This window comes from Fructilactobacillus sp. Tb1 (assembly GCF_050500285.1).
GTDB lineage: Bacteria > Bacillota > Bacilli > Lactobacillales > Lactobacillaceae > Fructilactobacillus.
Genome location: NZ_CP191377.1, coordinates 1621137 through 1637097, shown reverse-complemented (window position 1 = coordinate 1637097; position 15961 = coordinate 1621137). Strand labels below are relative to the sequence as shown.

Genomic DNA, 15961 nt, shown 5'->3' with positions numbered 1-15961 from the left:
TTTTTTTATTCATTTAGGAGAAAGATAATGAAATTTATTCATACAGCTGATTTACATTTAGATACACCATTTGATGGAATTAAAAATGATGCTGAAACTCCCAATTCTTTGTGGCAAACCTTAAAAAATGCACCATATCAGTCATTTAAAAAGATTGTTGATCAAGCAATTGCTCAACAAATTGATTTTATGTTAATTGCTGGGGATATTTTTGATAGTAAAAATCAAAGTGTGAAAGCCATTAGTTTTTTCATTGATGAAATGAAACGGCTTGATGAAGCCCAGATTCCAGTCATGCTTTCCTTTGGTAATCATGATTTTCAACCAGATGAGGGACAGCACTTTGATTTTCCAAACAATGTTTTTGTGTTTCCAAAACAAGTTACGACCCATGACTTAACGTTGAATGATGGTACGACCGTTGCAATTACTGGATTTAGTTATACTACCCAAGCTGTACCGACCGATATGGTTGCTGATTTTCCGCATAAGGGAAACAGTGACTATCAAATTGGAATGGTGCATGGTGAAGTCGGAAAAGCTGGCGATGATAACTATGCTCCCTTTACAATTTCAGAAATGAAAAGTAAGGGATATGATTATTGGGCGTTAGGGCATATCCACAAACGTGGTGAATTAAATGCTGCTCCGATGATTGAGTATCCCGGTGATATTCAAGGGCGGCATAAGAATGAAGCGGGCGAAAAGGGATATTTATTAGTTGAAGAACATGATGGGAAACTAACAAAACAATTTGTGGCAACTGCACCAATTATTTTTGCGCCGCTTACAGTTATCGTTGATTCGACGATGGACATTAAAGCGGTCGTTACAAAAATTTTAGCTGTTTTAAAAGAACAAGATTTCCAAACATTACATTTATTAAACCTGGAACTAAAATCTGATGATGGCAGTTTTAATGCTGAAATTACGCAAGGAATGTTGCATGACATCTTGATTCATAATTTACAACAGACGATAGCTAGTCAATATCAAGAATTAGACGCTTGGATTTATGAACTTAAACTAATCTATTCAGAAAAAACAGAATTCAGTAATTTAGATCAGTCATTTTGGAATGACTCACAATCAGAAGTATTCAATAAAGAAAACATCACTAATTTAGCTAGCAAGCTATTTGTAAATGACTTCATTCGGGATGAATTTAATAATGACGAAGCGATTAATAATTTAATTCAGAAGAGTCGGGAATTAATTCAAGCTGAAGTGAAAGGAGATAATTCCACTAATGAAGATTAATAGAGTTGAAATTAATGGTTATGGTAAATTAAGTCATCAAAATTTTGATTTTAATCAATTTCAGGCAATTTTAGGGAAAAACGAAGCCGGTAAGACTACCATGATTAATTTTATTAAGGACATGTTATTTGGGTTTACTAACCGACGTGCTTCTCATCCATATGCTCCTAAAGACAAGGGTGAAATGGGCGGTCTCCTTTATTTTAGCCATCAAGGAACGAATTATATTATTAATCGAACTGAAGGAAAAAATGGTGGAGACTTAAAGTTTACTGATGAAAATGATCTAGCATTACCAGCTGATTTATTGAAAAAAATTCTAGGACCCATTAACCGTAATACTTTTGATAATTTATTTTATTTTGGGGCTCCGGACTTAACCGAAGTCGGTAAATTAAGCAAAGATGAGTTAGAAACCAGAATTCGTCAAGTTGGGGTAGTTGGAATTCAACAATGGTTAGAATTAAAAAAATCCATTGAAAAAGAAGTCGGTGATTTATACAAACAACGGGGGAAAAAGCCCGAATTAAATCAGGCATTAAATGAATATCAAAACAGTGTTGCTAAATTAGCAGAAGCCCAAAAATCATATGATGAGTTTATTGAATTAAACCAGCAATATCAAACTTTAAATGAGCAAAATTTAATTTTGACATCAGCAAAAGAAACGACGTTTAATCAATTACGTGTGGTCCAAGAAGATGAGCAATACTGGAACAATTATGCTAGTTTAGAGCAAATTAAAAAAGAGCAAGTTGCATTAGTACCAGGATTTACAGCTAAAGATATGGATCAATTCAATGATTTAGCTAATAAGTTAGCATTTTATCAAAATGAAGTTACTAAATTAAAGGCAGAATTAGAAGAAAGTCAACTAACGGAGAATCCTTTCAAATCAATACAAATTGTATTTAGCAAATAAAGATCAATATGATGATTTGTATTTACAATTAGATGAGGAAAATAACCGAGCTCAAGAATTAGAACGAATCAAACGAGATATTGTTGCTGGTGCACAACAGATTGAAAATGATAATCTCACAGCTGGGGGAAATGATAGTTTACCTTTCAGTGAAGCTGATAAACAACTAGTTAATGATTTAAATGATAAAAAGCAAAATCTAAAGGCTGCTCAAAACTTGGTATCTACAACTAGAGTTAACAATAAAGTTAATAACAGTTGGATAATGTTTGTTGGTTTTGGTGTGCTAGTTGCACTCTTGGGTTTTGTGCTGGGCGGAATGGGCTTAGTGGCATTGTTGTTAGTTGGAATTGGATTAATCGGATATGGTTTGTATCTTAAAACTAATTCAGCACCAGTAAAATCACAACCGCAACAAGTTGATTACAATGCACAGTTACAAGCAATTGATGCTCAATTAGCTAAAATTGCGATTGAATATCAAATTAAAGATAGTAATCCGATGACGTGGACCTCTAATTTACAAGCTGCAATTATTAAACGAAATTCTGATCGAGATTATGTTAATCAACTAAAACAAGACTTAAAACAAGTATCTCAACAATTAAGTGATTATATTCAAAAATGGAATTTAGCAGATGTTAATCCAAACGAATATAACCAGGCTTTAATTCAAATTAAACAGTTTATGCGAGAAAATGAACGATTACAACAGAAAGCAAGTAATCAAAAAGCCCGGATAGCTGACAAGCAAAATCAATTAATTGCTCAGCAAAAAGAAGTTGATGATATTCACAAAAAGCAAGTTGCATTTTTAGCAGAACGTAAGTTGAATAGTCAGGTTGAATTTAAGCAGCAATATGCAGCACAACAAGAGGCACAAAAGCAACTTGAAAAAGTACAAAGTTTGCAAAATTCACTTAGTGCTGAAAAAATGGAACGGCTTAGTCAATATCATGATCAAGCTGATTTGCTTGCTAAATTAAACCACTTAAAACAACTTGATTCAGAAAACGATGCTAAATTAACTCAGAATTCTCAAGAAATGAGTGCGGTTAAGACTGAAATTAATCAATTAGCTAAAGACGGGACGTATGACGAACTACGTCAAGATTTAGCAATTCAAAAAGCTGAAATTAATGATTTAGTATCGAAGTGGTTAGTGCTTACGCTTACTGATGAATGGATTGAAAAAGTCTTAAATTTAGCCAGTCACGGACGTTTCCCACAAGTCCAAAAATTAGCGCAAAAATACTTTAATACTTTGACAACGGGACATTACGTTTCAGTTGAATACGGTAAGAAGATTCGGGTTAAAACGAATGATGGGATTAAGTTTGACGTGAAAGAACTTTCAAGAGGGACAATGCAACAACTTTATCTTTCTTTGATTTTTGCGTTGACCATGTCATTTAGTGATCAATATCCTATGCCAATTATTATTGATGATGGATTTGTTGATTTTGACCAAGTTCGAACTGAAGCAGCCATTGAATTAATGAAAGAAATTTCGCAAACCACCCAAGTTATTTACTTTACTGCTGATAACCGGATTGAAACTCAGGTAGCAGATGCAAATTTAATTAAATTAGGCTAAAAAAATAGACGATTACAATTTGTAATCGTCTATTTTTGTACATTATTATTTAGAAGTATCAATATATCCTGAAAGGATGTTCTTCATACTGTTATCTTCGATGTGAACATCACCAGATTTAAGGACTTTAGAAACTACTGAGTGAAGAGTTGAACTGTTGTTCATTCTTGAAGTAGCTAATTGATCTTTAAGTTCTGATTTGTGTTCTTTCCAAGTTCCTTTAGAAGGGTGTTTTACCATTTGGATAACTACGTAACCGGCATCAGTTTTAACTGGTTCAGTAGTGTATTCACCATTCTTAAGCTTGAAAGCAGCTTTTTTAACTTTAGAATCTACTGTAGTAGTTGCGTTATCGAATGGTTGTTGTTTACCACCATCGTTCTTAGTAGCATCATCAGTAGAATATTTCTTAGCTAAAGTATCGAATTTATCACCATTTTGTAAGGCTGAAATTACTGTGTTAGCAGTATCTTCATCTTTCACAGTGATCATCTTAGTAGTTACTTCAGGTTCATAACTCTTGAATTGTTTTTGTAAGTCTTTATCAGTAAAACTAGTTTTATCTAATACGGCTTGTTTCAATAATAAGTTATCTCTGATTGAACCCTTTAATTGGGCTTCAGTCATACCTTGTTGTTGTAACATAGCACTAAATTGTGATCCGTATTGACTCTTGTATTGTTTTAATTGATCATTAACTTCTGATTTTTTAACTTTACTTCCGTATTTGTTTTCAAGTACTTTGTTTAAAATCAATTGTTGAAGTTCCTGTTTACCTTGTTGAGTTTGTTTCATCTTGTTGTAGTATTGTTCTTCTGTGATTTTTCCACCATCAGTAGTAACAACAGTCTTGCTTTGACCACAAGCAACAAGGGATAAACTCATAAGAATACCGGCAGCACCGACTGCCCATTTTTTCTTACTCATACATACACATCCATTTCTCAAATTAATTATTTAGTCTGAATTAACAAACTGATTAGTGACTTTAATATACCATAACTAATTATTCATGTTTAATTAGTTATGAAATTTAATCATATTTTAATTTACTTAATTTCTTCTTTAATAGCATCTTGGATTGCAGTGTACTTAGCGTTATCGTAGTCTGCTTCATTGTTACCAAAGTGAATTGAAAAGTCATCATCTTTAGAATAACGGGGGATAAGGTGGAAGTGAGCATGGAAAACAGATTGGTAAGCAAGTTCACCGTTATCGTTCACAATGTTCATTCCCTTGATATCTGGATTTGATGCTTTGATAGCACGAGCAATCATTGGAATCCGGGCAAATACTTCACCAGCTTCTTCGGCATCAAAATGATAAATATCTTTAATGTGTTTCTTTGGAATTACTAAAGTGTGTCCTGGAGTAGTTTGAGAAATATCCAAGAAAGCCAAAACTACGTCATCTTCATATACTTTGTAGCTAGGAATCTCACCAGCTACGATTTTACAAAAAATACAATTTTCATCTGTCATAATAATTCTCCTTTTTGATGATTATACACTATTCGGAAATTAATTAGAAAAGTCAATCGTGTGATATAATTAAGAAAACAATCTATGTAGAAAAGAGACTTTCAATGAGTTTAAAAGTTAACGATTTAACTGGGGGATATTCTAGTCTTCCAGTTTTAAAAAATGAAACTTTTGATGTTAATGATGGGGAATTAGTATCATTAATTGGTCTTAATGGGGCCGGAAAATCAACCACCATTAATCACATTATGGGATTGATGACGCCATATTCTGGTTCAATTACCGTAAATGGAATTCAAATTACAGATGATGTGGAAGCCTATAAACAGCAAATTGCATATATTCCAGAAATGCCTGTGTTATACAATAACTTGACGTTACGGGAACATATTGAAACAACGATTATGGCCTATAATCTAGATGTAGATGCAGCCTGGAAGAAAGCTCACAAACTATTAAAAACATTTCGATTAGATAATAAGCTTGATTGGTTTCCATCTAACTTTTCTAAAGGAATGCGTCAAAAAGTAATGATTGTCTGTGCGTTCATTACAAATGCAAAACTATTTGTGATTGATGAACCATTTTTAGGGTTAGATCCATTAGCAGTTAATGATCTCTTAAAGTTAATTAATGAAAAGAAGCAAGCTGGAGCCAGCATTTTAATGTCGACTCATGTGCTTGATACTGCTGAAAAATATTGTGATCGGTTTGTTTTAATCAATAATGGTAGTGTGAACTATGAGGGAACGATGGCTGAAATTCAACACCATTATGCTGATTTAGGGGATTCCTTGAATGATATCTATCTTGCACTAGCAAAGGATGATTCGCATGAATGAGTTTTTTAAAATACGCTTAAATGCTCACTTAAAAGAAATGTCACGCTACCTCAAATATGTCTTTAATGATTTTTTTGTAATTGCATTAATGTTCTTTATTGGGGCATTGGGATTAGTATATTCAAACTTTTTAAAGACCGTTGTCGCTGGACAATGGTGGGAAAAAATTGTGATTATTTTAGTCCTAATAATTGGATTACAGTTTTGTGGACTAGCTACCTTAGTTAAGAAACCCGATAAAGTTTTTATTGCGCCGAAAGAATATGATTTCAAAGCCTATCTGAAAGTTGCATTTGGGTATAGTTTAATTATGGCAGTTCTAGTTCAACTACTAGTAGTTTTTATTTTAATGCCATTTATCATGGCAAGTGCTGGATGGTCAATTACTGCAATTGTCGAATTATTAGCTTTAGTGTTGATTTTAAAATGGAATATTATGGTAAATCATTTAGCTGATTTATTTTTAGATTTTCCTAAATCAACTCTAGCCAAGGCGATGGTTAACGTAATCATGCCTTTAATTGCCTTAGTAATTGCATTTTACGTTAATTTATCTGCCGGAATTCTAATTAGTTTATTATTTGCAGTTGCCTTACAAATTATGCTTACTCGACGTGCTAAACTAATTGATTGGAACTATCTAGTTGCCAGTGAACAACGAAGAATGTCAGTAATCTACCGTTTCTTTAGTTTGTTTCAGGATGTTCCTGAAGTTAAGCCAAAAATCAAACGACGTCGGTGGGCTAATCCAATATTTAAACTAGTTAAGCAAAATCATCAACAAACATTTACAAATCTCTATCTGCGGACATTTATTCGAGATGGGGAAATTAGCTCATTGTTTTTCAGATTGACAATTATTGGATTTCTGGTAATTGTTTTCGCTAAAAATGATGTTTTAAGTGTTTGTATTTATGATTTGTTTATCTATCTAGTTGTTTTTCAATTGATTCCGTTTTACAAGGTTTTCGATGATAATGTATTTGTTCATATTTATCCAATTAGTGAAAAGATACGAATGGATAATTTTAGAAGGGTAGTTCGAACGATGTTAATGTTTGAAATATTAGTATTAACTATCGGAATGTTAATTAGTGGGGCAGCCATTCAGTTTATTGGATTTGCCTTAATCATTGGATTAGGTGAAGTTTATGCTTTGACTGGTCCATACCTCAAAAACAAATTTAAAAATTAAAAATGAAGTGGAGATCTTAATATGCGTGTAAGAAAGAAAAAATGGGCAGAACCTTATATGGCCGCCCATCCAGAATATGTAGTTAATGAACCAGAAAAGTTAGTTGGTAAGTGGGAATCTAGATTTAAAAAATCACAACCAATCCACATTGAGGTCGGTTCTGGTAAGGGCCAATTCATTATCGGAATGGCTAAACAAAATCCTGATATCAACTACATTGGAATTGATATGCAAGAATCAGTATTAGCAATGGCTGCTCAAAAAGCAGTTGAAGATCAATTAGATAACGTTCAATTACTTTTAACCGATGGTGCTAACGTTGATACTATTTTTGCCAAAGGTGAAGTTGCAAAAGTTTACCTTAACTTCTCAGATCCATGGCCAAAGACTCGTCACGCTAAACGTCGTTTAACTTACAAGACATTCTTGCAAAGTTACGAAAACATTTTACCCGATGACAATGCCGAATTGGAATTTAAGACCGATAACCGTGGTTTATTTGAATACTCATTAGTTAGTATGAATAATTATGGTATGAAGTTTGAAATGGTAAACCTTGATTTACATCATAGTAGTGAAGAAGTGCTTGAAAAGAACGTTGAAACTGAATATGAACAAAAGTTCAAAGTAAAAGGCCCAATCTATAAGATTGTAGCCCAGTTTACTAAGTAATTATTCAAATTTAGAGGTAATCAGTTTAAATCCGTAGGCATCATTGCTTTCAGGGTTAAACAAGAATGTGTATGAGTCAATTAAATGTTCTTCATTTTCGACATTTACGCCGCATGCGTATTCTAAGCCGTCTTGATTGTCAAAATCAATCCAATATCCTTTGAGATTTTCTCTACCAAAGTGTTTGCTTAAAATGGTAACTAGATTTTGACTGATATTATCCTGTTTGTTTTCTTTCTGTTTCTTAGTAAGCAGATATGCGGATGTTCCTAATAAAGATAGGACAGCAGGAATGAATAAATTTCTTTTTGACATTGAATTGATTCCTTTCAGTTTGATTTAAAGTATATTATATAACAATTTAATTTTTATGAACGATAAAGATAGAAAGAATGAGGTGTAGTTATGGAAGAATTAGCTGTAATGAATAAAAAAGAACTTGAAGAAAAATTAAGTAATGGAAAGTATATTTTATTTTTCACTGCTGGCTGGTGCCCTGATTGTAATTTCATCAAACCCGCAATGCCAGAAATTGTTGATGAATTTCCCGATTTTACTTTCATTAAAGTAGATAGAGATGATAATATTGATTTATGTAAAGAATTAGACATTTTTGGAATTCCTAGTTTTGTTGCTTTTAGTGATGGAAAAGAAATTGGACGTCTAGTTAACAAAGATCGTAAAAGTAAAGAAGAAGTAGAAGCATTTATTAATTCTTTACCTACTAAATAAAAATAGAGGTTTTTAATTATGATGATTACAAGTTACAATCCAAAACAAATTGGTGATGTATTAATCGTTGTCTTAGGTCAAGACAAGGGTGCCCAAACTCACGAAAAAAAGAATGATATTGTTGCTATCAAGAATGAAGATGGAAACGTAATTGGTTACAACATCTTCAACGTTAGTGAAATTATTCCAGAAATTAAAAATGAGAACGGACAAGTTCACTTAACTGAAGCCCAAACTGATAAGTTAAATGCTGCTATCAAGGATGCTGGTTTTGATGCAGAACTTCCAACTAACGTTCCATCAAAATTTGTGGTTGGTTTTGTTAAGTCAATGAAAGAACACCCAAAATCAAGTCATCTTCACATCACTGAAACAGAAGTTGAAGATGGAAAGACCCTTCAAATTGTAAGTAGTTCTCCCAATATGCAAGAAGGCATTAAAGTAGTTGTTGCTGAAGTTGGTGCAATGATGCCTAATGGGTTAATTATTTGGCCTAGTGAACTTAAAGAAGTAGAAAGTGATGGAATGATTTGTTCAGGTCGTGAACTTAAGATTCCTAATGCACCAGATCGTCCAGGAGCATTAATTTTACCTGACACTTATACTGTTGGTGAACCATTTGATTTTGATAAAGCAAAAACACTTTTCGACGAATAGATTCTATTCGTTTTTTTATACATAAATAGAGTTAAGGTGAAAAATATGGATCGTTATGATGGGCCAGCTTTCTTTAGAAAGTATTTCAATGGTAAAAAACCATTTGAAAATACCAATTCTGGTCAAGTCAATCCCAAAGTTCTTAGCCAAGCTAAGAGTGGGGGAGACGAAAATAAGATAAAAAAACAATCAAATAGTTCAAAACAGCATTTTATTAAACCACAGTCTGCTGAAACAACTTCTAACTTAGTCGAACAGACTAGGTCTTTTCAGCCTAAAAAAGTTTTTGATGCTGAACATAATTTTAATCATCGTACAGGTTTAAGTACACGTTACAAACATGCGATTAGTATTTTAGAAAAAGCTGCGGATGATTTAATTTTACTTACTGAAAATGATGATTCAGAGCCTCTTTCAAAAGTAACCACTGTGACTGAACCAGTTACACAATCTGAGGTGGTTAAACCCGTTGCAGATAGTACCGATGATGAACCAGTAGTTAATATTAGTGAAATTGAAGCGAAATTTCCTAAAAAAACAAATGATGTGTCCTCTGAAAATGAACAAAAAACAGAAGATGAAATTTATGAAAACAAAAATGAAAACACTGTGGATAACTCTAAAAAAGAGCCTATCAAACCTAATATTACCAAAGGTTTGGGCCATTCTTTAACTGATATTTTGAAAGATGAAAGTGGACTTGCTGATAATTTGGCATTGTTCAATAAAAATGAACAAACTAAGCCCGCAACTGATGCTCCAAAAACAGTTACAACTGCACCAGAAGAAAAACAAGCTAGTACAGCTTTAGTAGTTGCAAAAGAAAAACCTAATCTTCCAGATATTCAGAATGAAACTCATAGTGCTGAAGTTCAAACTAAACAACCAGAAATTGTTAAAGCTGAAACTCCAGCATCAAATGAAGATGATCATTTCATTACGCAAGCAAGCACACCTAAATTTAATGATACTAATTATAATTTCCCTAGTGATAGTTTGTTAGTCCCACCAGTTGATGATGTTGATTCTGATATGGATGATTGGATTACAGATCAAGCAATTACGTTAGATAATACTTTAGAAGCTTTTCACGTTAAAGGACACGTTGTCGATTGGACTAATGGTCCAACGGTTACGCAATTCCAAGTTAAACTTGATTTAGGGGTTAAAGTAAGCAAAGTTACTAACTTAACGGATGATTTAAAGATGGCATTAGCAGCTAAGGATATTAGAATTGAAGCTCCAATTCCTGGAAAATCAACTGTGGGAATTGAAATTCCTAATCGTCATCCTCGACCAGTAATGTTGTCAGAAATCCTTGAATCAAACGTCTTTAAAGATGATACTTCTGTAACTGAAGTTGCTATGGGGGTTGATATCGAAGGCCATCCAGTAACAGCCAATCTAAATAAAATGCCACATGCATTAATTGCTGGAGCCACTGGTTCTGGGAAGAGTGTGTTTATTAACAGTTTATTAGTATCATTGTTATATCATGCTTCTCCAAGTGATTTACGAATGATTTTAATTGATCCAAAAGCGGTCGAACTTGCTCCTTACAATGAGATTCCCCATCTTATCTCTCCAGTTATTTCAGATCCAAAAGAAGCATCTGCAGCGCTTAAGTGGGTTACAACCGAAATGGATAATCGTTATGACCGTCTTGCGGCAGCTGGTGTTCGGAATATTGAACAGTACAATAAGAAAGCTCATGAAGCTAATCGTGATCAAGATAAACTCCCATATATCTTGGTTGTCATTGATGAATTAGCTGATTTGATGATGGTTGCTTCTAGTGAAGTTCAAGATTACATTGTACGAATCACTCAAAAAGCTCGGGCAGCGGGAATTCATTTAATCGTTGCTACCCAACGTCCAAGTGTGGATATTGTGACTGGGACTATCAAAAACAATATTCCCACTCGAATTGCCTTTATGGTTTCAAGTCAAATTGATTCCAGAACGATTATTGATCAGGCTGGAGCTGAACGTTTGTTAGGTAAAGGTGATATGCTTTACCAAGCTAATGGTGCTAATAAACCTGAACGTTTACAAGGAGCTTTTGTAACGAATAAAGAAGTTGAAAAAGTAACTAACTATGTTCGTAGCCAAGGTAGCGTTCATTATGATTTTGATCCTAAATCATTATTAAAACGAGTAGACCAAGCGGCCCGCCACGATGATATTTGGAAACGAGTCTTAGAATACATCGCAGGGGAAGATAACGTTTCAACCTCTAAGTTGCAACGAGTGTTTTCAATTGGGTATAACCGAGCTGCAACTATTATTGATGATTTGGAAAAGAATAATTTCATTTCCGGACAACATGGCTCGAAGGCGCGCGATGTCTATTTGACTGAAGATGATTTTAAAAAGTTAAATATCTAACCATTATTAAAAGATGGCAAAAATGGTATGATAATAATTAAGCTAGAAACTAAGGAGAGTTTTCTAAATTATGACTAAACCAGAATTAAAAATTGATAAAAATACTACTTATTATTTTGTTGGAATTAAAGGTACTGGAATGAGTGCCATGGCTCTTGTTGTTCATGACATGGGTTGTAAAGTTGAAGGATCAGATATTGAAAAATATACCTTCACTCAAAAAGGACTAGAAGATGCAGGAATTCCTGTGCTTCCATTTAATCCAGATAACATTAAAGAAGGAATGACTTTAATCGTTGGAAATGCTTTCCCAGACGACCAAGAAGAAGTTGTTCGTGCTAAAGAAATGGGTCTCCCAATCTTTAGATACCCAGAATTCTTAGGTGAATTGATTAAGGGATACACTAGTATTGCTGTTTGTGGTGCCCATGGTAAAACAAGTACTACTGGTTTATTAGCTCACGTACTTAGTGGAATTGCACCAACTGATTACCTTGTTGGTGATGGGACTGGTAATGCACTTCCAGATGCTCGTTTCTTCGTTTACGAAGCTGATGAATATCGGCGTCACTTCATGCCAACTTACCCTGATTACGCCATTATGACTAACATTGATTTTGATCATCCAGATTATTACACTGGCATTGATGATGTCTTTGATGCTTTCCAAACTTTTGCTACTCACGTTAAAAAAGGTATCTTTGCTTGGGGAGACGATCCATATCTTCGTAAGATTAAGGCTGATGTTCCAGTTTACTATTACGGAACTGGTGAAAAAGATGACTTTAGAGCAGTTGATATCAAACGAACAACTTCAGGATCAACTTTTAACGTTAACTTTAGAGGAGAAGATTTAGGTCGTTTTGAAATTCCTTTATTTGGGGAACACAATGTCCTTAATTCACTTGCTGTCATTGCTGTTTCATACTTTGAAGAAGTTGATTTAGATGAAATTCAACGTGAATTACTCACTTTCCAAGGGGTTAAACGTCGTTTTTCAAAGATTAAAGTTGGCGATATGACCATTATTGATGATTACGCTCATCATCCATCAGAAATTAAGGCTACTTTGGATGCAGCTCGTCAAGAATTCCCTAATAAAGAAATTATTGCAGTTTTCCAACCACATACTTTCAGTCGGACAATTGCTTATCTTGATGATTTTGCTAAAACCCTTTCAAAAGCTGACCATACGTATATCACAAAAATTTATGGTTCACCACGTGAAAAATCAGGTAACATTAGTAGTCAAGACTTGGTAGATAAGATTCCTGGTGCAGCTTTAATTAAAGAAGACAATGTTTCACCATTGTTAGATTATAAAGATGCAGTTGTAATTTTCATGGGTGCTGGAGATATTCAAAAATACGAAAGAACTTATGAAGACTTACTTAGTCATTTAAGCAAAAAAATTAACTAAAACGAAGGCATGACGAAGAGTCATGCTTTTTTTTGCCTAAAAATTAGTGGTAAAATATAAATAAATAACTTTGGAGGATTTCCAGATGACCGAAAAAAAACTCTTGTTAATTGATGGAAATTCATTAACTTATAAAGCTTTCTTTGCTTTATATACCTCAATTGACCGCTTCACTAGTCCAGATGGTGTACATACAAATGCCATTTATGGATTTAACCGCATGTTAAATGATATTTTAGATGAAATTAAACCCACTGCAGTTTTAGCTGCCTTTGATGCTGGTAAAACAACTTTTAGAACTAAAATGTACAATAATTACAAAGCCGGACGGGCCAAAACACCGGATGAATTACGGGAACAATTTCCATATGTAATGGAATTATTAAAAGCTCGTGGAATTAAAACTTATGAATTAAAAGATTACGAAGCGGATGATATTATTGGTACCACTGCTAAAATGGCAGAAAAAGATGGTTATCACGTTGATATTATTACTGGTGATCGTGATCTAACTCAACTTAGTTCTCAAAATACGACGGTTAATGTTTCCAAAAAAGGAGTTAGTGACATGGAAGCATATACTCCGGCCTATTTTGAAAAAAATATGGGAATTACGCCAACTCAATATATTGATGTTAAAGGTCTTCAAGGGGATAATTCTGATAATTATCCTGGAGTTGAAAAAGTTGGACCTAAGACCGCCATTAAATTAATTAAACAATACGGTTCGATTAAAGGAATTTATGACCACATTGATGAAATTACTGCTAAAAAACTAAAAGAACACTTAATTAATGATAAAGATCAAGCATTCTTGGCCAAAAAATTAGCTACCATTGATACCGATGCGCCAGTGAAAATTAAAGTAAGTGATCTTGAATATAAGGGACCACAAGAACCAGCTTTATCTGATTTTTACAAGAAAATGGGATTCAAGACTTTTTTAAGTAGTGGTGAAACGAGTACTGAGAATACCGGAACTGCTAAAATCGAATTACCAAACGTTAAATATACCGTTTTGACCGAAGATAATGTGGCTGAAGTTGATAAACTAGGCACTAACGTTACTTTTAATATTGAAATCATTAATCCCAACTATCATGTAGCTGATCAATTAGGTTTTGTAATTGGTGACGGTAAAAAATGGTTTGTTAGCAAGGATATGCATTTACTTGAGAATGATCATCTAAAGGCACTCCTAGAATCAGATCAGATTAAGAAAAATATTTTTGATACCAAGGCACAAATTGTTGGACTTCATCGAAATGAAATTTCTCTTAATGGTGTTGATTTTGATATGTTATTAGTTTCATATTTGATTAATACGTTAAATAACGAAGATGATATTGGCGAAGTGGCCAACCGTCATGGCTATTTTGGGGTCTTATCAGATGAAGAAGTTTATGGAAAAGGAAAGAGCATTAAAATTCCTGAAGATCCAGAATTATTTGAACATATGGTTAGAAAAGGACTAGCAATTGCAACTTTGAAAGACCAAATGCTCGAAAAGTTGGCTGAACATCAACAAACTGATTTGTACCGTGAGCTAGAATTACCTTTATCACAAGTATTAAGTGCAATGGAAATTCAAGGAATTACAGTTGATCGTGATAAACTAGAGGAATTGAAGAGCAAGTTTACTGAACGAGTAAGCGAATATGAGCAACGAATTTATCAAGAAGCCGGGGAAGAATTTAATATTAGTTCTCCAAAGCAACTAGGAGTTGTACTCTTTGAAAAAATGGGGCTTCCTGCCATTAAAAAAACCAAGACCGGTTATTCAACTGCTGTGGGTGTGCTAGAACAATTGGCACCTGATTATCCCATCATTGAAAATATCCTTAATTATCGTCAATTAACGAAATTAATTTCAACTTACTTGGTAGGGATTCAAGCTGATATTGCAGATGATGGAAAAGTACATACGCGTTATCTACAAACCCTTACCCAAACTGGGCGTTTATCATCAGTTGATCCTAATTTACAAAACATTCCTGTTCGTACAGAAGAAGGACGTAAGGTACGTGAGGCGTTTGTTCCAAGTCATAAGGGATGGAAATTGTTCTCATCTGATTATTCCCAAATTGAATTACGGGTTTTAGCTGCTATTTCAGGTGATAAAAATATGCGTGAAGCCTTTGAAAGCGGTGAAGATATTCATGCTGCTACTGCTCGTCGAATTTTTGAGTTGGATAAGGATGCAGTAATTACGCCAGACTTACGTCGCCAAGCAAAAGCAGTTAACTTTGGGATTGTTTACGGGATTAGTTCATTTGGATTAGCAAAAAATACTGGGATTTCTAATGGAGATGCCAAACGTTTTATCGATAAATATTTCAAAGAATATCCCGGAGTTAAGCAATATACTGAAGATGCAGTTAAGTTTGCTAAAGAACATGGCTATGTAGAAACGATTTCTCATCGTCGTCGCTACATTCCGGACATTAATTCAAAACGTTTTCAACTTCGTCAGTTTGCGGAAAGAATTGCGATGAACTCTCCAATTCAAGGTAGTGCAGCTGATATTATTAAAGCAGCGATGATTAAAATGCAGGCTGTCTTAAAAGAAAAAGGATTACAAGCAAAAATGTTGCTTCAAATTCATGATGAATTGATTTTTGAAGCCCCAGAAAATGAAATACCAGTTTTAGAAAAATTAGTTCCAAAAGTAATGGATTCAATTATGACAACTGACAAATTGCTAAGTGAATCAGCAGTTGATTTTAACGTTCCTTTGAAGGTTGAAAGTCACTCTGGTTCAGATTGGTACAACATTAAAAAATAATAGAGGTGGA

14 protein-coding genes are annotated in these 15961 nt (G+C 33.9%); 11 read left to right on the top strand and 3 right to left on the bottom strand.

Annotation, left to right across the window (positions count from 1 at the left end; all coding sequences use genetic code 11):
• The first annotated feature begins 27 nt into the window (after positions 1-27).
• From ACQW5G_RS08450 to ACQW5G_RS08440, 3 genes are read left to right on the top strand one after another with little or no spacing between them, the layout of a single operon-like run.
• Positions 28-1260 (top strand): metallophosphoesterase family protein, encoded by a 1233-nt coding sequence (locus tag ACQW5G_RS08450; RefSeq protein WP_429971021.1) that lies wholly within the window; start codon positions 28-30, stop codon positions 1258-1260.
• Positions 1250-2182 carry an AAA family ATPase gene (locus ACQW5G_RS08445; RefSeq protein ID WP_429971020.1) on the top strand — a complete coding sequence of 311 codons (933 nt, stop codon included), beginning with the start codon at positions 1250-1252 and terminating at the stop codon, positions 2180-2182. The genes ACQW5G_RS08450 and ACQW5G_RS08445 overlap by 11 nt, the downstream gene beginning before the upstream one ends.
• The gene (locus tag ACQW5G_RS08440) at positions 2166-3779 is read left to right on the top strand and encodes an ATP-binding protein (RefSeq protein WP_429971019.1); all 1614 of its coding nucleotides are present in this window, start codon (positions 2166-2168) and stop codon (positions 3777-3779) included. The genes ACQW5G_RS08445 and ACQW5G_RS08440 overlap by 17 nt, the downstream gene beginning before the upstream one ends.
• Positions 3780-3824: 45 nt before the next feature.
• Here the strand turns inward: ACQW5G_RS08440 and ACQW5G_RS08435 are convergent, their stop codons facing one another.
• Together ACQW5G_RS08435 and ACQW5G_RS08430 are read right to left on the bottom strand one after the other, a co-directional pair.
• Complete coding sequence (locus ACQW5G_RS08435) at positions 3825-4706, bottom strand: peptidylprolyl isomerase (RefSeq protein ID WP_429971018.1); 882 nt, start codon at positions 4704-4706, stop codon at positions 3825-3827.
• Positions 4707-4828: 122 nt separating this feature from the next.
• A complete protein-coding gene (locus ACQW5G_RS08430) occupies positions 4829-5260 on the bottom strand; it encodes an HIT family protein (protein ID WP_429971017.1) in 432 nt (143 codons plus the stop codon).
• A gap of 104 nt (positions 5261-5364) precedes the next feature.
• Between ACQW5G_RS08430 and ACQW5G_RS08425 the strand changes: the two genes are divergently transcribed.
• From ACQW5G_RS08425 to trmB, 3 genes are read left to right on the top strand one after another with little or no spacing between them, the layout of a single operon-like run.
• Positions 5365-6102, top strand: a complete 738-nt coding sequence (locus ACQW5G_RS08425; protein WP_429971016.1) for an ABC transporter ATP-binding protein — start codon at positions 5365-5367, stop codon at positions 6100-6102.
• Positions 6095-7297 carry an ABC transporter permease gene (locus ACQW5G_RS08420; protein WP_429971015.1) on the top strand — a complete coding sequence of 401 codons (1203 nt, stop codon included), beginning with the start codon at positions 6095-6097 and terminating at the stop codon, positions 7295-7297. Before ACQW5G_RS08425 ends, ACQW5G_RS08420 begins: the two co-directional genes overlap by 8 nt.
• Before the next feature lie 21 nt (positions 7298-7318).
• Complete coding sequence (trmB, locus tag ACQW5G_RS08415; protein ID WP_429971014.1) at positions 7319-7969, top strand: tRNA (guanosine(46)-N7)-methyltransferase TrmB; 651 nt, start codon at positions 7319-7321, stop codon at positions 7967-7969.
• Here the strand turns inward: trmB and ACQW5G_RS08410 are convergent, their stop codons facing one another.
• Positions 7970-8284 (bottom strand): hypothetical protein, encoded by a 315-nt coding sequence (locus tag ACQW5G_RS08410; RefSeq protein ID WP_429971013.1) that lies wholly within the window; start codon positions 8282-8284, stop codon positions 7970-7972. It abuts the gene before it with no gap.
• 90 nt (positions 8285-8374) lie between these two features.
• Between ACQW5G_RS08410 and ACQW5G_RS08405 the strand changes: the two genes are divergently transcribed.
• The 5 genes from ACQW5G_RS08405 to polA all read left to right on the top strand — a co-directional run bounded on the left by ACQW5G_RS08405 (position 8375) and on the right by polA (position 15951).
• The gene (locus ACQW5G_RS08405) at positions 8375-8701 is read left to right on the top strand and encodes a thioredoxin family protein (RefSeq protein ID WP_429971012.1); all 327 of its coding nucleotides are present in this window, start codon (positions 8375-8377) and stop codon (positions 8699-8701) included.
• Between the two features lie 18 nt (positions 8702-8719).
• Entirely contained in the window at positions 8720-9358 is a 639-nt protein-coding gene (gene ytpR, locus ACQW5G_RS08400) for a YtpR family tRNA-binding protein (protein WP_429971011.1), read from the top strand.
• Positions 9359-9403: 45 nt separating this feature from the next.
• On the top strand, positions 9404-11746 hold the full coding sequence (locus ACQW5G_RS08395) for a DNA translocase FtsK (RefSeq protein WP_429971010.1): 2343 nt from the start codon (positions 9404-9406) through the stop codon (positions 11744-11746).
• Positions 11747-11816: 70 nt separating this feature from the next.
• Entirely contained in the window at positions 11817-13166 is a 1350-nt protein-coding gene (gene murC, locus ACQW5G_RS08390) for a UDP-N-acetylmuramate--L-alanine ligase (RefSeq protein WP_429971009.1), read from the top strand.
• 85 nt (positions 13167-13251) lie between these two features.
• Positions 13252-15951, top strand: coding sequence for a DNA polymerase I (gene polA, locus ACQW5G_RS08385; protein ID WP_429971008.1), 2700 nt, complete (start codon positions 13252-13254; stop codon positions 15949-15951).
• The last annotated feature ends 10 nt before the right edge of the window (positions 15952-15961 follow it).